Raw genomic sequence first — 22,632 nt, 5'->3', positions numbered from 1 at the left:
AGACCGCTTTTCAAAAGTATGGGGAGAGCGGCGGTGCGGCGGCCAGCCGCCCTGCCGCTTCAGGAAAAGTCGCGCCGCAGCCGCGCAGCGCAGCGGCGGCAGAAATCCTCGTAAAGCAGGGGCTCGTCCCGCATTTGCTGTTTGAAGCCCCAGATATGGGTGAAATAACCCTGCTGCCTGCCGCTGAACAACGCGGCAAGGTCGGACAGCGCGGCGGCATGGACGCGCTCCCGCGCCGCGCACATTGCCAGGAGCCGCTGTTCGGCAAAGACCATGTAGGTCAGCACGTCGTCCGCAGTAGCGGAGGCGCGGATAAAGCGGATTGCGGTATCCGTATAATGCCGCCGGAACGCATCGCTGCCAAAATAGGCAAGCGCGGTGTTATAGGGACGCACGGCCCAGTCAAAAGCAGAAAAGTCAAAGCCACGCGTCTGGGAGAAGGCCTCCGGCCCAGGGTAGATATCGGGCATGATATCCTCTGTGTGGACCGCGGCGGCATCCAGCCCGCGGAGCAGCGGCGCAAGCGGCTTCCAGACAATAAAATCGGTATCGATCATCACACAGGGCGCGGGCATGGCGGAAAGCGCATACAGCTTGCCGGCCGCCCAAAACGCGATGGGGTTGACATCCTCTGGCATGGCGTCGAGCAGAGGATGCACCCCGCCGTCCCAGAGAAAGGAAAAGCCAAGCGCATCATAGTATCGCTTGGCGGTGCTGTCGCAGATCATGCGGATGGAGCCGTTGGTTTTCTGCCAAGAGAGCGCGGAAAGCGCGGTCGTCAGCAGTTCAAACGGTTCGACCGCGTAGGGCCGGTCCGGTGTGCGCGCGAAAAAGGGACACGTCCAGTTGATATGAAACGCGGAAAGCATTCAAATCAGCTCCAATCCATAGCCGCCGACAAAGTAAGTGCAGGAACCCCCAAAATGCGAACCAGAACCGGACGAACGATAACTTGTGCGGTAGGACGTAGTATAGGAGGTCAGGTAGGAACCAGAGCCGGAACCGCATTGCACCCAAACCGTGCGCCGGATCGTGATGCCGTCTTCGGTCACGACGGTTTCGAGGGGGGCAACGCGCCTCCCATGACGGGAACAGGGGCTTGTCCCTCCTCAACGGGGTACCAGCCGGCGGGATAAGGGGCGGCGGGGAATATCGGCTCGGGCGTTTGCTCGACCGGCCGGCAGTGCTTCGCATAACTGTCCAAATCAAATACAACACCGTCGATCTCGCGGTATTGCTCGGGATTCATCGCCAAAATGCCGTTGGATTTTGCCATGCAGAACCGCCTCCCCGTTAAAGTAGATGCACTGATAAGTAAATTATACTGTAATGGACTGAAAACCGCAACGAGAAAATCGCCGCCCGAGGAAAAATTTGCGGACTGCAGGCTTTACAGGGCGCTTGGCGGAACGTATAATATACCAGGATACGGATAAGGGAGTTTTGGAAATGGATTTTTTGACACTCGAGCAGTCCGTCTGGCCGCGCCTGCAGGAAGAAAAGCGGCCGATTGTTTTATACGGCATGGGAGACGGCGCGGATAAGATACTTCGGCAGTTTGAGCGGCTGGGGATTCAGGCCGCCGCAGTATTTGCAAGCGATGAATTTGTGCGGGGACACAGCTTCCGCGGGTTTCGGGTGCATCGGCTGGACGAGGTGGTCGATGCGTTTGGGGAGGATATTCTGATTGTGATTGCGTTTGCCAGCCAGCGTCCGGAGGTGCTGGACAAGATGTATGCGCTCGACCGGCGCTTCGACGTGGTCGCGCCGGATGTGCCGGTCGTGGAGGGCGCGGTATTTGACGAAGCGTTCGTGCGCGCGCACAGCGGGGAGATGGAGCGGGCGTATGCGCTTTTGGCGGATGAACGATCGCGCACCGTGTTTCTGGATACCGTCCGTTTCAAGCTGTCCGGCAGGCTTTGTTATCTGTGCGCGAGCGAAACCGATAAGGATGAGGTGTTCCGTACCGTGCTGCGCCTCGGGCCGGAGGAGCGTTTCGCAGACTTGGGCGCCTATAACGGGGACACGATCCGCGAGCTGCTGCACTATACTGGCGGGCGCTTCACTTCGGTCACAGCGCTCGAGCCTGACCGGCGCAGCTTTCGCAAGCTGTCCGCCTACGCGGAAGAACAGCTTACGGGGGATATAACGCTGGAACAGGCGGGCGCATGGTCGGAGGATACGGTCCTGTGCTTTTCGGACCAGGCGGGGCGGCAGTCGCGCATCTCGCATGTGGGCAGGGAAACAAGGATGCGCGCGCTGGACAGCGTGCTGCGCGGCAGGCCATGCACCTATTTGAAAATGGATGTAGAGGGCGCGGAGCGGGAGGCGCTGCGCGGCGCGGCGCAGACCATCCGAAGCTGGCGGCCCAAGCTCAACCTTGCAGCCTACCATAGGAGCGGAGATTTCTTTTCCCTTGCGCTGCAGGTGCATGCGCTTTGTCCGGATTACCGGCTTTACCTGCGCCACCATCCGTATGTGCCGGCATGGGATACCAACCTGTATGCGGTCTGCCCATAAAACAGGAAAAGAGCGCTGCCTGCGGGCAGCGCTCTTTATGTATGGTTTATTCGCCTTCTGCGAGGCGGTAGCCGACGCCTACCTCGGTGAACAGATATTCCGGCTCGGCGGGGTTCTTTTCGATTTTGCGGCGGATGTTCGCCATGTTGACGCGCAGGATCTGATTATCACCGCCCGCGCGGGGCCCCCACAACTCCTTAATAATGTAGTCGTAGGTCAGTACCTTGCCGGCGTACTTGCCAAGCAGGGCGACGATGCGGAATTCGCTCAGCGTCAAATGGACGTTTTCTCCCCGCACCAGGACCTGATGCTTGTTGTAGTCGATGGTCAGGTCCCCGACCGTATAGGTGCCGCGCTGGGCGATCTCGTCGTTGTCCGAGGTGGTGCGGGTGTGGCGGATCGCCGTGCGGACACGGGCCAGAAGCTCGGCCGTGCCGAACGGCTTGGTCAGATAGTCGTCCGCGCCGAGGTCGAGCGCGCCGACCTTGTCATGCTCATGCGAGCGGGCGGAAACGACCACCACCGGCAGGCTGGACCAGGAACGCAGGCTGTTGAGTACCTCCAGCCCGTCCATGTCCGGCAGGCCGAGGTCCAGAATGACCAGATCGGGACAATGGGAGGACAGCATGGACATTGCCTCCGCACCGGTGCGGGCTTGTATCGTTTCGTAACCGTTGGAATTGAGGATAGTGGAAATAAAATGCGAAATGCTTTTTTCATCTTCTACAATCAGGATTTTTTCTCGGATATTCATTTAAGTTCCTCCTCGGAAAGCGGCAGCAGGAAAGAAAATTCCGCGCCCGCTCCCATATTTTTTGCTTCCATAGTACCACTGTGCGCGCGTACGATCGCCATACAGACCGACAGGCCTAGGCCCATATTGCGTTTCCCATCCCCAGCGGGCGTTTCGTTGCGTTTCATGCTGCCGTCAAATAGCGTCGGAAGCTCCTTGGGGGGAATGCCTTTGCCGTTGTCCTGCACGGAAAAACAGGCGTATTTGCCCTCCTGATGCACGGAAAGCAGAATGTTTGTCGTTGTCTCACCATGGATCACCGCGTTTTCCAGAAGATTGGACAGCACCTGTTCGATCAGGATAGCGTCCATGGGGACAAACAGGAGATCGCTCGGCGCGGCAACGCGGATGGAAACATCGGGAAACCGCTTGCGGAATTTCTGCACGACCTCGCCGAGGATTTCCTCCACGACCTCCGGCTGTTTGGTAATCTGGGCGCGCGCGTCCCCGATGCGGGTGATGGAGAGCAGGTTTTCCACCACGCGGATCAGCCACTGCGCCTCGTCGCGGGCGTCCTCCAGAAGCTGGCGCTGCTCGGCAATCGGCAGGTTGGGCGTTTCCAGAAGGGTGGAGGTGACGCCGACGATCGATGTCAGCGGCGTGCGGATATCGTGAGAAACCGAGCGCAGCAGATTGGCGCGCATTTTCTCTTTTTCGCTTTCCGCCCGAATCCGCTCCTGCTGCTTGAGCTTGGTGGTCATCGTACAGGTGATGAGCGAGACGCACAGCATGGTCAGGAACGTCAGCGGATAGCCGGACAGCGTAAAGTTGAACGCCCAGTATGGATAAGTAAAAATATAGTTGATGCCAATGACGCTGAACAGAGCGGCCAGGATACCGAAAAAATAGCCGGTCGTTAAACGTGAAACCAGCAGGACGGCCAGTACGAAAATCGGATACGCAAAGCCGTCGATGCTATCGGCAATGCTTAAAATAACGCACAATTCAATCGCGCAGGCCAAAATGCCCGCGGTAACCGCAAAATCGCGTGCGGAAAAGGAAAAAAACGGACTCCGATGCTTTGAGCTTTGCAAAATGGGACACTCCCTATTATCAATTAGGTACAAAAACATTATAGCAGAAAAGGTGTTAAAAATCTGTTAATATCCTTTACAAAATCTGAACGGGAAAAAAGTTGCCGTTTGACGGAAGATTAACAAATCAAAACGCGACCTTAGCAGCGGTTAAACGGGATTATGCGCTATAATAGAGACAACAGAAAGGGATTCTGTGCAAGATGAAAAAGGGAGTGTTTCTAATGAGTAAAAATTTGCAAGAGTATCTGCAGGACAACGAAACTGTGCTGTGGCAGGGGGAGCCCGCGGCGTTTCCGCTGATTGAAAACGGCAATAAGACCCGCGTACTGCGTACATGGTTGCTGACCGTTGTGATTATTGGCGGCCTGCTTGCAGCTTATGTTACGAAGAACAGCCAGTGGAGCATGAATGTTGCAATCGGTATGGTAGTCATCGGCGCTGTGATTATGATTTCCCCAGTCTTTGAGCGTGCAAGCGTGAAGCGTCAGAAATACTACATCACCAACCAGCGTGCTATTCTGGAATTCGACGCCAAGACTTTCTACTCCATGGATCTGTCCGACATTGATGATTATAAGGTTGTCAGCGATGTGGCGAACGAAGACAGCGTCGTTCTGGGCAGCAAGATTTTTGAAGAGGTAAATAAGCAGCTCCGCTGGAGAGCGTGCCATCCTATGATCGACCGTCAGAACACCACGAATCGGACCCGGGCGGAAGCACTGGTTTTCTATGGCGTAAAGAACGCGGAAGCTGCCGTGGAGCTCTTGGAGGGCCGTGACGCCACTCGCGCTGCATAAGACTTTCAATTGATATGAACGGGAAAAGGGCTGCAGAATATTCTGCAGCCCTTTTTATCAAGCGAACTGCCTTTTACCAGGAAAGCAAGAAAGGGATGACAATTGGCTGGTATTGTGATATAATTCCAAACATACACAGGTTTGCTATCCGGAAAACCGCGTTAAAATTATTTTGACGCCTCTGTTAGGAAGCAAAAAATAGGTTAAAATGATAAAATCAGGCGCTCGTGGCAAGAATAGCGGTGCGGCTGATAGTTTGGAGGAGTTTGCTTGCTTTGGAGTGCTCTGCGCAGGGGGGACCTGCAGACCGCAATCATCACGCTTGCGTTGTCGCTCCCTGCGGTCGTTTTATGCCTCACCGTGCATGAGGCCGCGCATGGAGGAATGGCCTATCTGCTGGGCGATCGCACGGCGCGCGATTCCGGCCGCGTCACGCTTTCCCCTTTAGCGCATATTGATCCGGTCGGTTTTTTATGCCTGCTGGTGTTCGGATTTGGCTGGGCGCGGCCTGTGCCGGTCAATATATCGAACTTCAAAAATAGAAAAGCGGGTATGGCGCTGACTGCCGCTGCAGGTCCCGCAGCCAATTTCATCACGGCGTTTTTGGCGTTTGCGGGTTATCTGGCGATCGGGGTTTACCTGCTGGGAACGCAGGTTTTCTCGTTTGGCGTAGGCGGTGTTTACCTCCTGATGTCTCTTTTGACATCTGGACAGATCGCCGCGAACGGCATCGCGGTATTTCTGCTTGTGCTGATGATCTTTTTGGGCTATACGGCGGTTTTGTCCGTGGGTCTCGGGGTATTCAACCTTATCCCTGTTCATCCGCTGGACGGGTCGCGCGTGGTTGACGCGTTCCTGCCGTTCTCCTGGTCGCTCAAGCTGCAAAAATACCAGGGTGTGATCCTGCTCCTGTTTGTTGCGGCAATCTGGTTCGGCTGGCTGGACGGGCTGATGCTGATGGCGGACAGTGCGGCCATCAACCTGGCGGCACGGTTTGTCGGACTGTTTTTATAGCAGGATGCTGTCATGGATTTTCATTTGGAGAATTTTGATGGCCCGCTCGATTTATTGCTGCATCTGATCGCCAAAAACAAGGTCAGCATTTACGACATCCCGATCGCGGTGATACTCGATCAGTATATGGAAGTCCTGCATGCGGCCGAGGCGATGGACCTTGACATCGCGGGGGATTTCGTGGCGATGGCGGCGCAGCTTGTTTACATCAAGTCGAAGATGCTGCTGCCGCGCCATGAGGAGGACGAGGAGGACGATCCCCGTGCCGGACTGGTTGAGATGCTGCTGGAATACCAGCGCCTAAAAGAAATCACGCCGTATTTCCGCGAAAAAGGGGAGCTCGGGCGGGATATCTTCGTCAAACCGCCGGAAAACCTGGGGGAAGCGCCGAAAGAATACCGCCAGTCGGTCAACGATCTGGTTCGGGCGGCTAACAATATGCTGCGCAAGGCCCAGCGGCGGATACCGCCGCCGGCGAGCGCATTCTCCGGCATTGTCGGGCGGGAGCCTGTGCCGGTCGAAACGCGGATTACCGCGATCCTCCGGCGGTTTATCCGGTCGGTCCGCGTGCCGTTTCGAAGGCTGTTTGACGACGCGAAAAACCGTTCAGAGATCGTCGCGACCTTTCTGGCGGTGCTTGAGCTGTCCAAGACCCGCCGTATCCTGCTGGAAGGCGACGGAGAGGATATGGAGTTGACGCTTACAAACGATAAAGGAGAGAGTAACGTCTGATGACCGAACTCGAAGCCGGCCTGGAGGCTGTGCTGTTCGCCGCAGGGGACGCTGTACCGGTCGACCGGCTGGCCGCAGCGCTGGAAGCGCCGCGAGGCGCGGTGCTTGAGGCCGCCGCAGCGCTGGAAAACCTATATGATTTTGAAAACAGGGGTCTGATGCTGCTGCGGCTGGAGGACAAGCTACAGCTCTGTTCGCGTCCGCTGTATGCGGACGCGGCCCGTCGGGTGACCGAATCGCGCAAGCCGCCGTCCCTGTCTCCGGCCGCGCTGGAGGTGCTGACGATCGTCGCGTACCGCCAGCCGGTGACAAGGGCGTTCATCGACCAGCTGCGCGGCGTGGATTCGGGCGGCACCGTTGCAGGGCTGGCAGAAAAGGGCCTGATCGAAGAAGCCGGACGCATGGATGTACCCGGCCGGCCGATCCTTTATCGCACGACCGAGATATTCCTGCGGACGTTCGCGCTCAGTAGCCTGAGCGAGCTGCCCGCGCTGCCATCGCTTGAGGAAAACGAACAAATGGAGCTGGATTTGGACGGGCGGCAGCCTGAGGCCGCGTTGGAGGGACAACTGCAGATAGAGTCCCCGCCCACGCGGGCGTGGCCGGAGGAAACGGAGTGAAGCGAATATGACGGCTCTGCTTTGGATTTTGGCGGTGCTGCTGGGGCTACTCCTGTTGATGCTGGCCGTCTGTCTCCTCCTGCTCTGTGTCCGCACAGGGATAGAGGCCGTGGGCGTGAACGGGGAGGTCAGCGTAGAAATCCGGTACGGGCCGGCGCGTATCCCAGTCTGGCCGCCGCCGAAGCGAGAGGAAGCGCCGCCGCAGACTGCCGCGGCGCCGGCAAAACGCAAAAAAAGGCGGAAAAAATCCAAATACCGGTATTCTTTTCAGCGTGAGGAACTGGATATCGGGGAGCTGGCCGGACTGACCTTGACGCTGCTGAGCGAAATGGCGGATACGCTCCGCATCAGCCGGCTGCGCGTGCGGGTGCGGATTGGCACGGACGACGCGGCAAAAACCGGACTTCTTTTGGGGCAGTCCGCAGCGTTGACCGGCATGATTGTACCGTTTTTGGAGAATACTTTTGAAATGAAAGCGTATCACGTCGATGTGGACGCGGATTTTGAGGCAGACCATACGGAATGGGCGTTTACCGTGTTTTGTTCCATGCGGCCGCTGCGCCTGTTGCTCGTGCTGTTGCGGCACGCAGGGGAACTTTTCCGTCTGTATAAACGATTGATAAAGAAAGAAGAGGCGATAACAAATGAGTGAGCATCCTATCAGCAACCTGATGACCGAGACCATGGCGAAAATAAAGGAAATGGTGGATGTCAATACCATTATTGGCACGCCGATTACCACGGCGGACGGCACGACCGTGATTCCGGTCTCCAAGGTCACGTTCGGCTTTGCATCCGGCGGCAGCGATTTTGCGCCCAAGCATATGCCGCAGGGCGCACCGCTGGCCTTTGGCGGCGGCGGCGGCGCGGGCGTGACGGTATCGCCCGTTTGCTTCCTGATTATCGGCACGGACGGCAGCTCCAATATTCTCGGCGTGAACGCGCAGGCCTCGACAACGGTCGACCGCCTGGTCGAAATGATCCCGGGTGCGATTAACAAGGTTTCCAGCTTTGTGGAGGGCTACAAAGGAAAGGCAGGGCCAAATATGGACCGAACGGCCGAAGCTGACGAATAATGCCGCATTTCCCGCAAAACCTACTCACACGAATGCTGAGTAGGTTTTGTTTTGCAGGGGAGATGTGCGAACATGAAGAAACTGTGGTGCGGGATACTGCTCTGTTTGCTGCTGCTGCCCGATTCGCGGGCGCTCAGCGCGCAGAGCGCGGTTGTGATGGACGCGGATACCGGCGAGGTGCTGCTGGAACAGAATGGCGACGCACGCCTGCCAATGGCGTCCACAACAAAGATCATGACCGCCCTTGTCGCATTGGGCGAGGGCAATCTGGATCGGGAATACACGGTGAAAAAGGAATATACCCGAGTCGAAGGCTCGTCTATGTACCTGCAGGAAGGGGAAAAGCTGACCCTGCGGGATACGCTGTACGGGCTGATGCTGGAATCCGGCAATGACGCGGCGGTGGCAATCGCTGGCGAATGCGGCGGATTTGATGTGTTTATAGAAAAAATGAATGCAAAGGCGGCCGAGCTTGGCTTGACGGATACGCATTTCGACAATCCCAACGGCCTTTCCAGCGAAACGCATTATACAACCGCCCATGAGCTGGCACAGATCACGGCCGCCGCCCTGCGCGATCCTGTGTTCCGCCAGATCGTATCGACCCAGAGCTATACGGTGGGACAGCGCACGCTGAGCAACCATAACCGCCTGCTCAGCATGTATGAAGGCGCGATCGGCGTCAAAACAGGCTACACCAAGGCGGCGGGGCGCTGTCTGGTGTCCGCGGCGGAGCGCAACGGACGCACCCTGATCGCGGTTACCCTGAATGACCCAAACGACTGGAACGATCATATGGAGCTGCTCGACGCAGGCTTTGCCCAATATGAGGAGATCACGCTCCATGAGGCGGGGGAGGAGGTCGCGGTGCAGCGCGTTTTTGGCGGGGATGCGGATACGGTTCCGCTCGTTGCGCAGCATACGCTGACAGCCCATGTCACGTCGGAGGAAAAGGACCGGATTGAAACCGTGCGGTACGGTGATAAAATCTGCTATGCGCCGGTGGTCAAAAGCGCGGCGGCGGGACAGATAGAATACCGGATCGGCGACAAGGTGCTGGCAAAGGATACGCTGCTGTACGGCAGCGCCTCTATACTGGCGCCGGAGGAAAAGAGCCTGACCGAACGGATACTCGACCGGATATTCGGTGAAAAGGATCAATGACAGCATAGGAGGACAACTGTGGAGGAGAGACTGCAGAAAATTTTGGCGCAGGCCGGACTTTGCTCGCGCCGCGAAGCGGAAACATGGATACTGGACGGACGGGTGACGGTAAACGGCCGTGCGGCGTCGCTGGGCGATCGGGCGGATATCCGGCGCGACCGGATCCAGGCGGATGGCAAGCCGGTCGGCCTTTCGGAGGAGAAAAAATACCTGATGCTGTACAAGCCGCGCGGCTATGTAACAACGCTCAAGGACGAGCGGGGCCGCAGGACCGTGGCCGATCTGACCCAGGGCTGCGGCGTGCGCGTGGTACCGGTCGGCCGGCTGGATTACAATTCGGAGGGGCTGCTGCTGCTCACCAACGACGGGACGCTGGTCAACGCGCTGACGCATCCGCGGCACGAGATCGAAAAGCACTACGAGGTGCGCGTGCGCGGCCGGCTGGATAACATCCCGCGCCTGGAAGAGCCGATGGAGATAGACGGGTATGCAATCCGGCCCGCGCGGGTCGTCATTCTGGAGCAAGACAGCGAAAGCGCGAAGCTGCGGCTTACGATCCATGAGGGGCGCAACCGCCAGATCCGGAAAATGTGCGAGCAGTGCGGTCTGGAGGTGCGCAGGCTGAAACGGGTAGCGGTGGGCGAGCTGCCGCTCGATCCGGCGCTCAAGGCAGGGGCGTGGCGTGAACTGACGCCGGAGGAGGTCGCCTATTTGCGGGGGGTGGGTGCGATTTTGCAGGATTGATGCAAAATATCTTGCATTTCTGCGGCAAACCGCTTACAATAATAACGGCAAAAGCAGGCGATAATGCAGGAGTGAATGTCATGAACGATCTGATCAACAAGATTCAAAATGAATTACCGGATTTTTCCAAGGGGCAGAAGCAGATCGCGCGCTTCATCCTGGAGCACTATGACAAGGCCGCCTTTATGACAGCTAGCCGGCTCGGCGCTACCGTCGGTGTGAGCGAGTCCACCGTGGTGCGCTTCGCGACTGAGCTGGGATACGACGGCTATCCGCATCTGCAGCGCGCGCTACAGGAGATGATACGCAACAAGCTGACCTCGGTGCAGCGCATGGAGGTTTCCAGCGACCGCATGGGCGGCCGCGACGTGCTACAGACCGTTCTTCACGCGGATATGGATATGATTCGCATGACGCTGGACGAGATCGACCGCGATGCGTTCCAAGGGGCGGTCGACGCGCTGACCGGCGCGAAACGGATCTACATTTTAGGCGTGCGCTCCGCGAGCGCGCTTGCTAATTTTGTTGGGTTTTACTTTAACCTGCTGTTTGAAAATGTCACGCTGGTCCATACCAACAGCGTCAGCGAAATATTTGAGCAGATCCTGCGGGTCGGCCCGGGGGATGTGCTGCTGGGCATCAGCTTTCCGCGCTATTCCAAGCGCACGCTCAGCGCCATGCGGTACGCGGGCGACCGCGGCGCGCGGGTGGTCGCGCTGACGGACTCGCACCTGTCGCCGCTGGCGCGGGTGGCGGATCATGTGCTGCTGGCGCGCAGCGATATGGCAAGTTTTGTCGATTCCCTAGTCGCGCCGCTGTCGGTCATCAACGCGCTGATCGTCGCGGTCGGCATGAGCCGGCGGGGGGAGATCGAGCAGACGTTCAACAGGCTGGAACGCATCTGGGAAGAATACGACGTATATGAAAAGCCGGAGGACGACGCGAATTGAACATATTGGTAATCGGCGGCGGTGCGGCGGGTCTGATGGCAGCGGGTACGGCGGCTGAAAACGGCGCGCGGGTGACGCTGCTGGAAACAAATGAAAAGGTCGGCCGCAAGCTGTTCATCACGGGAAAGGGACGCTGCAATGTCTGCAATAACTGCGATATCCAGACGGTTTTGCAGAACGTTCCGGTCAACCCGCGCTTCCTGTATTCCGCGCTCGGCGGCTTTTCGCCAGAGGATGCGATGGCGTTTTTCACCTCCCACGGCGTGCCGCTCAAGACCGAACGAGGAAACCGCGTTTTTCCGGTGTCGGACAAGGCTGCGGATATTATTGACGCACTTTTTACATGGATTAAACGTGTGGGAGTTATAATAAAGCATACGGCCGCGGAGCGGCTTGTCATTGAGGGGGTCAGGCTCGCAGGCGTGCAGGCGGGCGGCGCGCTTTATCCGGCCGACCGTGTGATTGTCGCGACCGGAGGGGTATCCTATCCGCAGACCGGTTCGACCGGGGACGGTTACCGCTTTGCAAAGCAGGCAGGGCATACGGTCGTGCCGCCCAATCCCTCGCTGGTGCCGCTGGTGACGCCGGGCGGCTGTGAGGAGCTGATGGGGCTCAGCCTGCGCAATGTGCAGGTGACAGTGTTTGAGGACAGCAGAAGGATCTGGTCGGAATTCGGGGAGATGCTGTTTACACATTTCGGCCTGTCCGGCCCGCTGATCCTTTCCGCTTCCGCGCATATGCGGCACTTTGGCAGCAAGGGTTACCATATCGAGATCGACCTCAAGCCGGCGCTGGATGAAAAGACACTGGATAAGCGCCTGCTGTCCGATTTCGGGACACATAAAAACAGCGATTTCATCAACGCACTGGGCGGGCTGCTACCCCGCAAGCTGATTCCGGCGGTCGTGCGGCTGTCCCAGATCGACCCGCATGCCAAGGTAAACGGTATCACCAGGCAGCAGCGCGCTGCACTGCTGCATACATTGAAGCATTTTCTGGTTGTGGTGTCCGGCAAGCGGCCGGTCGCGGAGGCAATCGTGACCTCGGGCGGCGTCTCGGTCCGTGAGGTAGACCCCAAAACCATGGAATCCAAAAAGCTGCCCGGGCTGTATTTCGCGGGAGAGGTACTCGATGTGGACGCTTATACGGGCGGCTTCAATTTACAGATCGCGTGGTCGACCGGACGGCTGGCCGGCCTGTCGGCGGCGCGGCAGTAGGAGGGACATATGGAATACATTTCGGTTGCGATAGACGGGCCATCCGGCGCGGGGAAATCCACGGTCGCGCGGGCTGTGGCGGCGCGGATGGGATATGTCTATGTGGATACCGGCGCGATGTACCGTGCGATCGGCCTGGCCGTGTACCGCAGGGGAATCACGGGTGAGGATACGGCGGGGATCATCGCGTCCCTGCCGACGGTGGATATTTCGCTGGCTTATCAGGACGGTATGCAGCATGTGCTGCTCAACGGAGAGGACGTATCCGAAGCGATCCGCACGCCGGAAATCGCGCAATATGCGTCAAAGGTCTCGGCCGTGCCGGAGGTGCGGCGTTTTTTGCTGGATGTACAGCGGGATATGGCAAAAAACAGCAATATCCTGATGGACGGACGCGATATCGGCACGGTGATCCTGCCGGACGCACCAGTGAAAATATTCCTGACCGCCTCCGCGAAAACGCGGGCGGAGCGCCGCTACCGCGAGTTGAAGGAAAAAGGGCAGCAGGTGACGCTCGAGGGCGTACTGGCGGACATACAGGCGCGCGACCGGCAGGATACGACGCGCGCGGTCGCCCCGCTTCGTCAGGCGGACGACGCGGTCCTGCTCGACACGAGCGCGCTTGATTTGGAGCAGAGCATTGCCGCGGTTCTGCGGATAATTCGGGAAAAGACGGAGAGATAATACATGAAACAGAAATATCACCGCTGGTTCCAATGGTTCGCGGTTCCCTTTGTGGCGCTGGCGTTCCATATTTATTTCGGCTTTAAGGTCATCGGGCGGGAAAACATTCCGGAGGGCGGTTGTGTCGTCTGCCCGAACCATGTGCAGCTTTCCGACCCGCCATTCGCGGCGGTGGCCCTGGGGCATAGGATACCGCTGCGACTGATGGCGAAAAAGGAGCTGTTCCGCAAGCCGCTTTTTGCTTGGCTGATTGCGGCGCTCGGCGCTTTCCCGATCGACCGCGGCGGCGTAGATATCGATTCGATCAAGACCGCGCTCGGCTCGGTCCGCGCAGGGCAGAAGCTGATCATCTTCCCACAGGGTACGCGCGGCGCGTCAGAGGGAGACGCCAAAAAGGGCGCGGCAATGCTGGCGGTCAAAACGCGCGCGCCGATCCTGCCCATGTATATCTCGGAAAACAAAGGCTTCCGCTGCCGGGCAACGGTCATAATCGGCAAGCCGTTCCTGCCGGACGGAAAGGAAAAGGATTACGGCGCGATTGCGGACGATATCCTGCACCGTATCTATGCCCTGAAAAAGCAGATATGAGCATTACAGTAGCAAAAACAGCCGGGTTCTGCTTCGGCGTGCGGCGCGCGGTCGAGCTGGCCGAGCGGCAGGCGCAGGCAAACGGCGTTATTTACGCGTATGGCGAAATCATCCACAATATGCATGAGATCGCGCGGCTGGAGCGCCAGGGGGTACGCACCGCCCACACGCTGCAGGAAATACCGGATGGGGCAAAGGTCCTGATCCGCGCGCATGGTGTGCCGCGGTGGGTATATCAAATGCTGCAGGAGAAAAACTGCGAGGTGTTTGACGCGACCTGTCCGTTCGTGCAGAAAATACACCGTATTGTGGACGAACAGAGCCGCGAGGGACGTCATATCCTCATCCTAGGAAGCGCAGGCCATCCCGAGGTTGTTGGCATCCAGGGATGGTGCGGCGGCTCGGACGTACTCGAGAACGAAGCACAGGTGAGAGCCTATTTGGATCGGCCGGATTCGACGGAAAGAACGCTGGCTGTTGTCGCGCAAACGACCGTCAATCGGAATCTTTGGAATATTTCAGTCGGTTTGATAAAAAAAAGGTGTACAAACCTCAAAATTTTTGATACAATATGTAAAGCGACGGATGAGCGTCAGTCGGAGGCTCGTCTGCTTGCCGGTGCGTCGGATCAGATGATCGTGATCGGCGATAAAAAAAGTTCCAACACAAAGCGGCTGTACGAGATCAGCCGCACGCTGTGCAACAATGTGCTTTATATCGAGGATGCCGCGGAGCTTACAACGCAGGGGCTCCGAAGGAATGGGCGCGTCGGGATCACGGCTGGGGCATCGACACCGGCATGGATAATTAAGGAGGTCAGTAACATGATGAGCGAAGAAACGAAAATCGAAAATGGTGAGGACTTTGCGGCAATGCTCGAAGAGTCCTTCAAAACCTTGAATACAGGAGAGAAAGTCACCGGTACCGTAGTCGCTGTATCCTCGACCGACGTACAGGTCGACCTTGGCGTAAAGCATACTGCGTATATCCCGCTGAGCGAGCTGTCGGACGACCCGAACTACGACGCGGCCGCAAACATCCATCCCGGCGATGAGATCGAGGCGGTGGTCGTGCGCGTCAACGACGGCGAAGGCACCGTGACCCTGTCCAAGAAGCGCGTTGACCAGCTTAAGGGCTGGGAGACCGTGGAAAAGGCGTATGAAGAGCATTCGGTCGTTGAGGGCATCATCGTTGAGGAGAACCGCGGCGGCGTGGTTGCGACCGCTTACGGCGTGCGTGTGTTCATTCCGGCCAGCCAGACCGGCATCCCGAAGGATCAGCCGATGAGCCAGTTGGTGAAGACCAAGCAGTCTTTCTATATCACGGAGATCAACCGCCAGCGCAAGCGCGTGGTCGGCTCGATCCGCCAGATCCAGCAGGAAGCCCGCAAGGCGGCGGCCGAGCAGATCTGGAGTACCATCGAGGTCGGCAACGAGTATGAGGGTACGGTCAAGAGCCTGACCTCTTACGGCGCGTTTGTCGATATCGGGGGCGTGGACGGTATGGTTCATATTTCCGAGCTGTCCTGGGGCCGCATCAAGCACCCGTCCGAGGTAGTCAATGTGGGCGATAAGGTCAAGGTGTTCGTGATCGGCTTGGACAAGGACAACAAGAAGATCTCTCTCGGCTACAAGCGCGAAGAGGATAATCCGTGGAATGTATTCAAGTCCAAGTACGGTGTGGGCGATGTAGCGGAAGTCAAGATCCTCAAGTTTATGCCGTTCGGTGCGTTCGCGGAAATCGTTCCGGGCGTTGACGGGCTGATCCACATCTCCCAGATCGCTGACCACCGCATCGCAAAGCCGGAGGATGTGCTTGAGGTCGGCCAGCAGGTCGAGGCCAAGATCATCGATATCAACGATGAGAAGAAAAAGGTTTCTCTGTCCATCCGCGCGCTGCTCACAGGCGAGGACGAGGGCGAAGACGAGGAATAATTCCCTCCAGATACAAAGAAGCACCCACAGGGTGCTTCTTTTTTTCGTGCCGGCCTCGTATGATTTTCCGAAAGGGGGCGTGCGGATGCACCGGCGCAGATACCGGAAGAAAGGAAGAAGAACTGCGCTGCTGTTGCTGTTGGCGGCTGCGGCGGGGCTTGGCGTGCTGGTAACCATGCGGATGCATCGGGTGTTCATGGAATACGCCACCAATGTATGCGAGGACAGTGCGCTGCAGGAAATCAACAACCTGATGCAGGATGAAGTGTTTGACGACCCCGAGACGTATGAAAATATGGTCGTGCTGGAACGGGACAGCGAAAACCATGTCACGGCGCTTCGGACGGATGTAATCGCGATCGGCCAGATCAAGGCGCGGCTTGTCAACGGCCTGTTTGAACGGCTGGAGGATCTGGAACAGACAACCATCGAGGTGCCGCTGGGTACGGTGTTCGCCCCCAATTATTTCACTGGCATGGGGCCGAGCGTGGATATCGGCATGGCGGGGCTGACGCAGATGTCGGCGGAGTTCATCAGTGCGTTTTCCTCGGCGGGTATTAACCAGACGCGGCATAATATTATCATTGAAATTCATGCGGGATTCCGCATCCTGACTCCGTTCGGCGGCGAGGACCGCGAGATTGTGACCAGCTATCCGGTGACGGATACGGTGATTGTCGGCACCGTACCCGAACGCTATGCCTATATTGATGATTTGGGCGGCAACCTGCTCGGGCAGGTGAGCGATTACAGCGGCGCGGCAGAGAGCGGAAGCGGGCCGCAGCTTTCGGATAATTCGTCGGAAAACGGAAAATAATACTTCCGAAACCGCGCAAAATTTGGTATACTATATTCTGTATTGGATCAAGAAGGGATGTTGGCATGGACGCGGGTAAACAGATCGCCGCGCTGCGCGAAAAGCTGCGGTATCACAATGAAAAATATTACGATCAGGACGCGCCCGAAATATCGGACTATGAGTACGATATGCTGCAGCGCGAGCTGCGCGCGCTTGAGGCCGCGCATCCGGAATATGTGGACGCGGATTCCCCGACCCAGCGGGTCGGCGGCACGGCCTCCGGCCGGTTCGCCAAGGTGACGCATGCCTACCCGCTCGAGAGCCTGCAGGATGTATTCTCGTTCGACGAGCTTTCCGAATTCTATGACCGCGTCGAGGGCGCGGTGGGGCAGGCGGAATATGTGGTCGAGTATAAGATCGACGGCCTTTCAGTCGCGCTCGAGTATGTGGACGGGGTGTTCGTCCGCGGCGCGACGCGCGGCGACGGGCAGGTCGGCGAGGACGTGACCGCCAACCTGAAAACAGTCAGGGATATCCCGCGCAAGCTGAAAAACGCGCCGCCGCACCTGATCGTGCGCGGTGAGGTATATATGAAAAAGTCCGTGTTTGACGCACTCAACCGCGAGCTCGAGCTGCATGAAAAGCCGCTGCTCGCCAACCCGCGCAACGCGGCGGCGGGTTCGCTGCGGCAAAAGGACAGCGGTGTCACCAGGCAGCGCAAGCTCTCCATTTTCTGTTTTAACATCCAGAACAGCGACGAGTTGCCGCTCGCGAGCCATACGGAGTCATTGGACTACCTGAAACGGCTTGGTTTTCCGGTCAGCCCGCGCTATCCGGTCTATACCGATCCGGAGGATGTGCGGAGCGAGATCGAAAGCATGGGTGAAACGCGCGGCGAGCTGGATTTTGATATCGACGGCGCGGTGGTCAAGGTTAATGCGTTCGTACAGCGCGAAACGTTGGGTTCGACCGCCAAATTCCCACGCTGGGCGGCGGCGTATAAGTATCCGCCTGAGGTCAAGCAGACGCTTCTCAAGGATATCATCATCTCGGTCGGACGGACGGGCGTTTTAACGCCTAACGCGGTGCTCGAACCGGTGCGGCTTGCGGGGACGACGGTTTCCCGCGCAACGTTGCACAACCGCGATTTTATTCGCCAGCTTGACGTGCGGGTAGGAGACACGGTATCCGTGCGCAAGGCGGGCGAGATCATCCCCGAGATTGTCGGCGTGGACACGGACAAGCGCCCCGCGGACGCGCAGCCCTACGAAATGCCGCGCTTCTGTCCGGTGTGCGGCGCGCCGGTGTTCGACGACGAGGAGGAGGCCGCGATCCGTTGCACGGGCGCGTCCTGCCCAGCGCAGCTTTTGCGCAACCTGATGCACTTTGCCTCGCGCGACGCGATGGATATCGACGGCTGCGGCGAGGGCAACCTGCAAAAGCTGATCGACGCGGGACTGGTACGCTCCGCCGCCGACCTGTATGACCTGACGGTCGAGCAGCTCCTGCCGCTCGGCAAAAAGGTGGATACCTGGGCCAATAATCTGATTAGCGGTATCGAAGCCAGCAAGACGCGCGATCTGTCGCGGCTGCTGTTTGCGTTTGGCATAAGGCATGTGGGCCAGAAAGCGGGCAAAGTGCTCAGCGACCATTTCGGCAGCTTGGACGCGCTGCTCGCGGCTCCGGTCGAGGAGATGACCGAGATCCGTGACATTGGCCAGGCCACCGCGGAGAGCATCGCGGCATGGCGCGAGCTTGACCAGTCCAAGGAGCTGATCGAAAAGCTGCGTGTGCATGGGGTCAACTTCACCGGAGAAAAGACCGCGAAAAGCGATCTGCTTGCGGGCAAGACCATCGTCGCGACCGGCAGCCTGACGCTCTACACCCGCAAGGAGATCAACGACCTGATCGAAGCCCTCGGCGGCAAGGCGGCGGGTTCGGTCTCCAAAAAGACGAGCTATGTCGTTGCGGGGGAGAACGCGGGCAGCAAGCTGCAGAAAGCAGCCGAACTGGGCATTCCCGTGCTGACCGAGCAGGAATTCAAGCAAATGATAGAAAATGAAAATACAACACAGCAGGAGGAACTTTGACATGGCAATTTCGCGAAAAGAAATTGAACACATCGCATCCCTTGCGCGTCTGGACTCGTCGGAGGGCATTTTTGACCGGCTGGCGGACGACATGCAGGGCATCGTCGGCATGGTGGACAAGTTGGCTGAGCTTGACCTCGGCGATATTACCGACGTGATCGACACCGAGCGCAAGAACGCGTTCCACGAGGATGCAGTCATTCAGGAGTATACACCGGACGAGCTGATCGAGCCGAACGCGCCGGATTTCCAGGCAGGCGGCGTAGCCGTACCGCGTGTGGTCGAGTAAAGGGAGGGACAGGAAAATATGGCACTTTATGAGAAAACAGCGGCCGAGCTGTCCGAACTGCTCGCGAAAAAGGAGGTTTCGGCGGTCGAGCTGGCGAAGGATGTGTTCGCCCGCACCGCAGCGGTTGAGGACAGGGTACAGGGCTATGTGACCGTCACTGAGGAGACCGCGCTCGCGCAGGCCGAGGCAGTGGATAAGAAGCGCGCCGCCGGCGAGGAACTGTCCGCTTTGGCGGGCATTCCGGTCGCGGTCAAGGACAACATCTGCACCAAGGGTACGCTGACCACCTGCGCTTCCAAGATCCTGTATAACTTCAAGCCGCCGTATAACGCAACCGTGGTAGAAAAGCTGGCCGCGCATGATGTGGTTGTGACCGGCAAGGCGAATATGGACGAATTTGCGATGGGCTCCTCGTGCGAGAACTCCGCCACGCACCCGACGCACAACCCGCACGACCTGACCCGCGTGCCGGGCGGCTCGTCCGGCGGCTCGGCGGCGGTGGTCGCCGCAGGCGAGGCCCCGCTGTCGCTCGGTTCGGATACCGGCGGCTCGATCCGCCAGCCCGCGTCGTTCTGCGGCGTGGTCGGCCTCAAGCCGACCTATGGCGCGGTATCCCGTTACGGCCTGATCGCGTTCGCGTCCTCGCTCGACCAGATCGGCCCGTTCGCCCGTTCTGTCGAGGACGCGGCGATGCTGCTCGACGCGGTCACCGGCCATGACCCGCTGCATGACTCGACCTCGGTCAAGGCTCCGTTCGAGGGCAGCGTACGCGCAAACCTGAACGCGGATATCAAGGGCATGAAGATCGGTCTGCCCAAGGAATACTTCGGCGCGGGCATTTCGGACGAGGTGCGCGCGAGCGTACTCGCCGCGGCTGAAGCCTATAAGGGCCTCGGCGCAGAAGTGTTTGAAATTTCCCTGCCGCTGGTCGAGTACGCGCTGCCGGTGTACTACATCCTGTCGTCCGCGGAGGCGTCCTCCAACCTGGCGCGCTTTGACGGTGTCAAGTACGGTTACCGTACCCCGAACGCGGGCGACGACCTGATCGCGCTGTACACCAAATCCCGCTCCGAGGGCTTTGGCGCGGAGGTGCAGCGCCGCATCATGCTTGGCACCTATGTGCTTTCGTCCGGCTATTACGACGCATACTACAAAAAGGCGCGCGCTGCGCAGCGCAAGATCAAAGAGGAATTCGCAAATGCGTTTGAGAAGTGCGATGTCATCCTGACTCCGGTCGCGCCGACCACGGCCTACGGCTTGGGCGCCAAGACCAGCAATCCGCTGGAGATGTATGCGGGGGATGTTTGTACGGTATCGGTCAACATCGCGGGTCTGCCGGGACTTGTGCAGCCCTGCGGATTTGACGCGAACAAGCTGCCGATCGGAATGCAGCTCATCGGCCCGCGTTTTGGCGAGCAGAAGCTACTGAACGCCGGCCTTGCGTTTGAGCAGGCGTCGGGGCTTAGAAATATCATCGCGGCGCTGTAAGGGAGGAAACGACAAATGAAATATCAAGCTGTCATCGGCCTTGAGGTGCATGCGGAACTTTCCACTAAGAGCAAGATCTACTGCTCCTGCTCGACCTCGTTCGGCGCGCCGATCAATACTCACACCTGTCCGGTCTGCACCGGTATGCCGGGCGCGCTGCCTGTGCTCAACAAGCAGGTTGTGCACTATGCGGCCAAGATGGGCAAGGCGACCGGCTGCACGGTCAACCAGCTCTGCAAGGCCGACCGCAAGAATTATTTTTATCCTGACCTGCCCAAGGCCTACCAGATTTCGCAGTTCGATGTGCCGATCTGCGAAAACGGCGAGGTGTTCTTCTATGTGGACGGAGAAAAGAAGTCCTGCCGCCTTGAGCGCATCCATTTTGAGGAGGACGCGGGCAAGCTGCTGCATGACGAGATCGACGGTACGGTTGTGGACTTCAACCGCTGCGGTGTGCCGCTGATCGAGATGGTCACAAAGCCCGACCTGCATTCCTCGGCCGAGGCCAAGGAGTTCCTCGAAATGATCAAAACCACGCTGTCCTACCTTGATATCTGCGACTGCAAGATGGAGGAAGGCTCGATCCGTTGCGACGTGAACGTGTCCATCCGGCCGGAGGGCTCGGAGGAGCTGGGGACGCGCGTGGAGATGAAGAACATCAACACCTTCTCGGGCGCGGTGCGCGCGATCGATTATGAAATTGCCCGCCAGATCGAGGTCGTGGAAAATGGCGGCGAGATCCAGCAGGAAACCCGCCGGTGGGACGACGTCAAGCTCAAAAACACGGTCATGCGCACCAAGGAGGACGCGCAGGACTACCGCTACTTCCCAGACCCCGACCTGATCGCGGTCGAAATTTCGGACGAATGGATGCGCCAGATCGAAAGCGAGATTCCCGAATTGCCGATTTCGCGCTATGAGCGTTACCTGAACGAATATGGCATGACCGCGATGGAGGCGCGCCTGATCTCGGACAGCTTTGCCAAGGCAGAGCTGCTCGACGCGGCGGCCAGGCAGGTCAAGCCCAAGGCTGCGGCAAACTGGATTTTGTCCGACATTTCCAAATACCTTAACGACAAGGGCGTGGAGTTGCCGGACACCAAGCTGACCGCGGATAAGCTGGTCGATCTGGTAAAGCTGATCGAAGCGGGGACGATTTCGGGCAACGCGGGCAAAAAGGTGCTGCCGAGCATGTTTGAAACCGACGAAACAGTGGAAGCCATCGTCGGGCGCATGGGACTCAAGCAGGTATCGGACGAGGGCGCTATCCTCGCCATCGTGCAGGACGTGATCGCCAAAAATGAAAAAGCGGTCGCGGACTTCAAAGCAGGCAAGAACGTCACCGGCTTTCTTGTAGGCCAGTGCATGAAAGCCTCCAAGGGTCAGGGCAACCCGCAGATCATCAATAAACTGATCGCGCAGGAGCTGGCGAAGCTTTGATAAAAAAGATGTTTGTGTAGCTCCCTCAAATAAAATAGGCTAAATCCCTCAGAAAAAACAGACAAGATCTGGGGCAATGATTCAATTTGGATTGTTGCCTCAGGTCTTTTTTATTGTTCTTGCTATGCGGGAAAGTCATCAATCAAGACGATATTTGTTTAAAATATTTGTTGGTGAAAACAGGAATATAAAATGAAAATATGAAAAATAAAGATGTTTTTTTGAGAAAAATGTTGCGTAAGAAAAAGGTGTTTCTCACCTCCCCAAAATGTGGTTAAATGCCTTTCTTCTCTTATGGGGGATGGATAAAAACGGCTTCTTGGAAGACGGGGTAATGTGGGTGGTTGTCTGTTTTACTTGGGGTAAATGGTCAGTTTGATAAATAGGAAGAACAGATGCTGCGATTTACAGCATTCTTTTTGCGCCTGTCGTCAGAAATAGAACAGGTTCTCGAATTTTTTGTACAGCGCGATGAACTGGATCAGGGTGAGCTTAGGTGTTGGGTTGAACGGGCCTGTCCCGATCAGGCTGATCGTGTTTCGGGATACGCCGGCACGCACGGTCAACGCGGCCTGTAACAGGCCCCATAAAACAACGCACTCCCGTCAGGATAGCTCAGCTATACTGTTTTTCACGGCCTTTGTCAACCGCGCTAT

At 57.9% G+C, this 22,632-nt stretch carries 25 protein-coding genes; 19 read left to right on the top strand and 6 right to left on the bottom strand.

Annotated elements, in window-relative coordinates; genetic code table 11:
• Positions 1-59: 59 nt before the first annotated feature.
• The 3 genes from RX717_RS09175 to RX717_RS09165 are packed head-to-tail and all read right to left on the bottom strand — an operon-like array spanning position 60 to position 1,276.
• Positions 60-869 carry a hypothetical protein gene (locus tag RX717_RS09175; protein ID WP_316960259.1) on the bottom strand — a complete coding sequence of 270 codons (810 nt, stop codon included), beginning with the start codon at positions 867-869 and terminating at the stop codon, positions 60-62.
• Positions 870-1,052 (bottom strand): hypothetical protein, encoded by a 183-nt coding sequence (locus RX717_RS09170; protein WP_316960258.1) that lies wholly within the window; start codon positions 1,050-1,052, stop codon positions 870-872.
• Positions 1,049-1,276, bottom strand: a complete 228-nt coding sequence (locus RX717_RS09165; protein WP_316960257.1) for a hypothetical protein — start codon at positions 1,274-1,276, stop codon at positions 1,049-1,051. Before RX717_RS09165 ends, RX717_RS09170 begins: the two co-directional genes overlap by 4 nt.
• Before the next feature lie 173 nt (positions 1,277-1,449).
• Between RX717_RS09165 and RX717_RS09160 the strand changes: the two genes are divergently transcribed.
• Positions 1,450-2,520, top strand: a complete 1,071-nt coding sequence (locus RX717_RS09160; RefSeq protein WP_107632066.1) for an FkbM family methyltransferase — start codon at positions 1,450-1,452, stop codon at positions 2,518-2,520.
• 46 nt (positions 2,521-2,566) lie between these two features.
• Here the strand turns inward: RX717_RS09160 and RX717_RS09155 are convergent, their stop codons facing one another.
• Entirely contained in the window at positions 2,567-3,274 is a 708-nt protein-coding gene (locus tag RX717_RS09155; RefSeq protein ID WP_054327664.1) for a response regulator, read from the bottom strand.
• A complete protein-coding gene (locus RX717_RS09150) occupies positions 3,271-4,347 on the bottom strand; it encodes a sensor histidine kinase (protein WP_242977957.1) in 1,077 nt (358 codons plus the stop codon). Before RX717_RS09150 ends, RX717_RS09155 begins: the two co-directional genes overlap by 4 nt.
• Positions 4,348-4,583: 236 nt before the next feature.
• On the opposite strand from RX717_RS09150, the gene RX717_RS09145 reads away from it, so the two are divergent.
• The 18 genes from RX717_RS09145 to gatB all read left to right on the top strand — a co-directional run bounded on the left by RX717_RS09145 (position 4,584) and on the right by gatB (position 21,976).
• A complete protein-coding gene (locus RX717_RS09145; protein ID WP_316960256.1) occupies positions 4,584-5,147 on the top strand; it encodes a hypothetical protein in 564 nt (187 codons plus the stop codon).
• A 270-nt stretch (positions 5,148-5,417) separates the two neighbouring features.
• Positions 5,418-6,161 (top strand): site-2 protease family protein, encoded by a 744-nt coding sequence (locus tag RX717_RS09140; RefSeq protein ID WP_054327661.1) that lies wholly within the window; start codon positions 5,418-5,420, stop codon positions 6,159-6,161.
• Between the two features lie 12 nt (positions 6,162-6,173).
• A complete protein-coding gene (locus RX717_RS09135; RefSeq protein WP_054327660.1) occupies positions 6,174-6,893 on the top strand; it encodes a segregation and condensation protein A in 720 nt (239 codons plus the stop codon).
• Positions 6,893-7,513, top strand: coding sequence for an SMC-Scp complex subunit ScpB (gene scpB, locus RX717_RS09130; RefSeq protein ID WP_054327659.1), 621 nt, complete (start codon positions 6,893-6,895; stop codon positions 7,511-7,513). Before RX717_RS09135 ends, scpB begins: the two co-directional genes overlap by 1 nt.
• 7 nt (positions 7,514-7,520) lie before the next feature.
• Entirely contained in the window at positions 7,521-8,165 is a 645-nt protein-coding gene (locus RX717_RS09125; protein ID WP_107632068.1) for a DUF2953 domain-containing protein, read from the top strand.
• The gene (gene ytfJ / locus RX717_RS09120; protein ID WP_107632069.1) at positions 8,158-8,589 is read left to right on the top strand and encodes a GerW family sporulation protein; all 432 of its coding nucleotides are present in this window, start codon (positions 8,158-8,160) and stop codon (positions 8,587-8,589) included. The genes RX717_RS09125 and ytfJ overlap by 8 nt, the downstream gene beginning before the upstream one ends.
• 72 nt (positions 8,590-8,661) lie before the next feature.
• On the top strand, positions 8,662-9,753 hold the full coding sequence (locus RX717_RS09115; protein ID WP_107632070.1) for a D-alanyl-D-alanine carboxypeptidase family protein: 1,092 nt from the start codon (positions 8,662-8,664) through the stop codon (positions 9,751-9,753).
• 18 nt (positions 9,754-9,771) lie between these two features.
• Entirely contained in the window at positions 9,772-10,497 is a 726-nt protein-coding gene (locus RX717_RS09110; protein ID WP_107632071.1) for a pseudouridine synthase, read from the top strand.
• Between the two features lie 80 nt (positions 10,498-10,577).
• Positions 10,578-11,447 (top strand): MurR/RpiR family transcriptional regulator, encoded by an 870-nt coding sequence (locus RX717_RS09105; protein ID WP_054327653.1) that lies wholly within the window; start codon positions 10,578-10,580, stop codon positions 11,445-11,447.
• A complete protein-coding gene (locus RX717_RS09100; protein ID WP_082397230.1) occupies positions 11,444-12,664 on the top strand; it encodes an NAD(P)/FAD-dependent oxidoreductase in 1,221 nt (406 codons plus the stop codon). Before RX717_RS09105 ends, RX717_RS09100 begins: the two co-directional genes overlap by 4 nt.
• A 9-nt stretch (positions 12,665-12,673) precedes the next feature.
• Complete coding sequence (gene cmk, locus RX717_RS09095; protein ID WP_107632072.1) at positions 12,674-13,348, top strand: (d)CMP kinase; 675 nt, start codon at positions 12,674-12,676, stop codon at positions 13,346-13,348.
• A gap of 3 nt (positions 13,349-13,351) precedes the next feature.
• Positions 13,352-13,936: a lysophospholipid acyltransferase family protein gene (locus RX717_RS09090; RefSeq protein WP_054327652.1), complete on the top strand. Its 585-nt coding sequence runs from the start codon at positions 13,352-13,354 to the stop codon at positions 13,934-13,936.
• The gene (locus RX717_RS09085) at positions 13,933-15,870 is read left to right on the top strand and encodes a bifunctional 4-hydroxy-3-methylbut-2-enyl diphosphate reductase/30S ribosomal protein S1 (RefSeq protein ID WP_107632073.1); all 1,938 of its coding nucleotides are present in this window, start codon (positions 13,933-13,935) and stop codon (positions 15,868-15,870) included. The genes RX717_RS09090 and RX717_RS09085 overlap by 4 nt, the downstream gene beginning before the upstream one ends.
• Before the next feature lie 85 nt (positions 15,871-15,955).
• On the top strand, positions 15,956-16,687 hold the full coding sequence (gene yunB, locus RX717_RS09080; RefSeq protein WP_159068216.1) for a sporulation protein YunB: 732 nt from the start codon (positions 15,956-15,958) through the stop codon (positions 16,685-16,687).
• Between the two features lie 65 nt (positions 16,688-16,752).
• Complete coding sequence (gene ligA / locus RX717_RS09075) at positions 16,753-18,759, top strand: NAD-dependent DNA ligase LigA (RefSeq protein WP_054327650.1); 2,007 nt, start codon at positions 16,753-16,755, stop codon at positions 18,757-18,759.
• 1 nt (position 18,760) lies between these two features.
• Positions 18,761-19,048 (top strand): Asp-tRNA(Asn)/Glu-tRNA(Gln) amidotransferase subunit GatC, encoded by a 288-nt coding sequence (gene gatC / locus RX717_RS09070; RefSeq protein WP_054327649.1) that lies wholly within the window; start codon positions 18,761-18,763, stop codon positions 19,046-19,048.
• 18 nt (positions 19,049-19,066) lie between these two features.
• Positions 19,067-20,536: an Asp-tRNA(Asn)/Glu-tRNA(Gln) amidotransferase subunit GatA gene (gene gatA, locus RX717_RS09065; protein ID WP_107632075.1), complete on the top strand. Its 1,470-nt coding sequence runs from the start codon at positions 19,067-19,069 to the stop codon at positions 20,534-20,536.
• Positions 20,537-20,551: 15 nt separating this feature from the next.
• Positions 20,552-21,976 (top strand): Asp-tRNA(Asn)/Glu-tRNA(Gln) amidotransferase subunit GatB, encoded by a 1,425-nt coding sequence (gene gatB, locus RX717_RS09060; RefSeq protein ID WP_054327647.1) that lies wholly within the window; start codon positions 20,552-20,554, stop codon positions 21,974-21,976.
• A gap of 431 nt (positions 21,977-22,407) precedes the next feature.
• On the opposite strand, the gene RX717_RS09055 is transcribed toward gatB, so the two are convergent.
• Positions 22,408-22,536 (bottom strand): hypothetical protein, encoded by a 129-nt coding sequence (locus RX717_RS09055; RefSeq protein WP_407923273.1) that lies wholly within the window; start codon positions 22,534-22,536, stop codon positions 22,408-22,410.
• Between the last annotated feature and the right edge of the window lie 96 nt (positions 22,537-22,632).

It is taken from the genome of Intestinibacillus sp. NTUH-41-i26 (assembly GCF_032769475.1).
GTDB lineage: Bacteria > Bacillota > Clostridia > Oscillospirales > Butyricicoccaceae > Agathobaculum > Agathobaculum ammoniilyticum.
The sequence above is the reverse complement of the archived record's forward strand: the minus strand, read 5'-3'. Positions and strand labels throughout refer to the sequence as shown.

Excerpts from the sequence above, each read along its gene's own strand:
- ytfJ (WP_107632069.1), top strand. The coding sequence starts at position 8,158 with ATGAGTGAGCATCCTATCAGCAACCTGATGACCGAGACCATGGCGAAA.
- cmk (WP_107632072.1), top strand. The coding sequence starts at position 12,674 with ATGGAATACATTTCGGTTGCGATAGACGGGCCATCCGGCGCGGGGAAA.
- RX717_RS09135 (WP_054327660.1), top strand. The coding sequence starts at position 6,174 with ATGGATTTTCATTTGGAGAATTTTGATGGCCCGCTCGATTTATTGCTG.
- RX717_RS09105 (WP_054327653.1), top strand. The coding sequence starts at position 10,578 with ATGAACGATCTGATCAACAAGATTCAAAATGAATTACCGGATTTTTCC.
- gatB (WP_054327647.1), top strand. The coding sequence starts at position 20,552 with ATGAAATATCAAGCTGTCATCGGCCTTGAGGTGCATGCGGAACTTTCC.
- ligA (WP_054327650.1), top strand. The coding sequence starts at position 16,753 with ATGGACGCGGGTAAACAGATCGCCGCGCTGCGCGAAAAGCTGCGGTAT.
- RX717_RS09085 (WP_107632073.1), top strand. The coding sequence starts at position 13,933 with ATGAGCATTACAGTAGCAAAAACAGCCGGGTTCTGCTTCGGCGTGCGG.
- RX717_RS09160 (WP_107632066.1), top strand. The coding sequence starts at position 1,450 with ATGGATTTTTTGACACTCGAGCAGTCCGTCTGGCCGCGCCTGCAGGAA.
- RX717_RS09115 (WP_107632070.1), top strand. The coding sequence starts at position 8,662 with ATGAAGAAACTGTGGTGCGGGATACTGCTCTGTTTGCTGCTGCTGCCC.
- RX717_RS09125 (WP_107632068.1), top strand. The coding sequence starts at position 7,521 with ATGACGGCTCTGCTTTGGATTTTGGCGGTGCTGCTGGGGCTACTCCTG.
- RX717_RS09175 (WP_316960259.1), bottom strand. The coding sequence starts at position 869 with ATGCTTTCCGCGTTTCATATCAACTGGACGTGTCCCTTTTTCGCGCGC.
- gatA (WP_107632075.1), top strand. The coding sequence starts at position 19,067 with ATGGCACTTTATGAGAAAACAGCGGCCGAGCTGTCCGAACTGCTCGCG.
- scpB (WP_054327659.1), top strand. The coding sequence starts at position 6,893 with ATGACCGAACTCGAAGCCGGCCTGGAGGCTGTGCTGTTCGCCGCAGGG.
- RX717_RS09090 (WP_054327652.1), top strand. The coding sequence starts at position 13,352 with ATGAAACAGAAATATCACCGCTGGTTCCAATGGTTCGCGGTTCCCTTT.
- RX717_RS09155 (WP_054327664.1), bottom strand. The coding sequence starts at position 3,274 with ATGAATATCCGAGAAAAAATCCTGATTGTAGAAGATGAAAAAAGCATT.
- gatC (WP_054327649.1), top strand. The coding sequence starts at position 18,761 with ATGGCAATTTCGCGAAAAGAAATTGAACACATCGCATCCCTTGCGCGT.
- RX717_RS09165 (WP_316960257.1), bottom strand. The coding sequence starts at position 1,276 with ATGGCAAAATCCAACGGCATTTTGGCGATGAATCCCGAGCAATACCGC.
- yunB (WP_159068216.1), top strand. The coding sequence starts at position 15,956 with ATGCACCGGCGCAGATACCGGAAGAAAGGAAGAAGAACTGCGCTGCTG.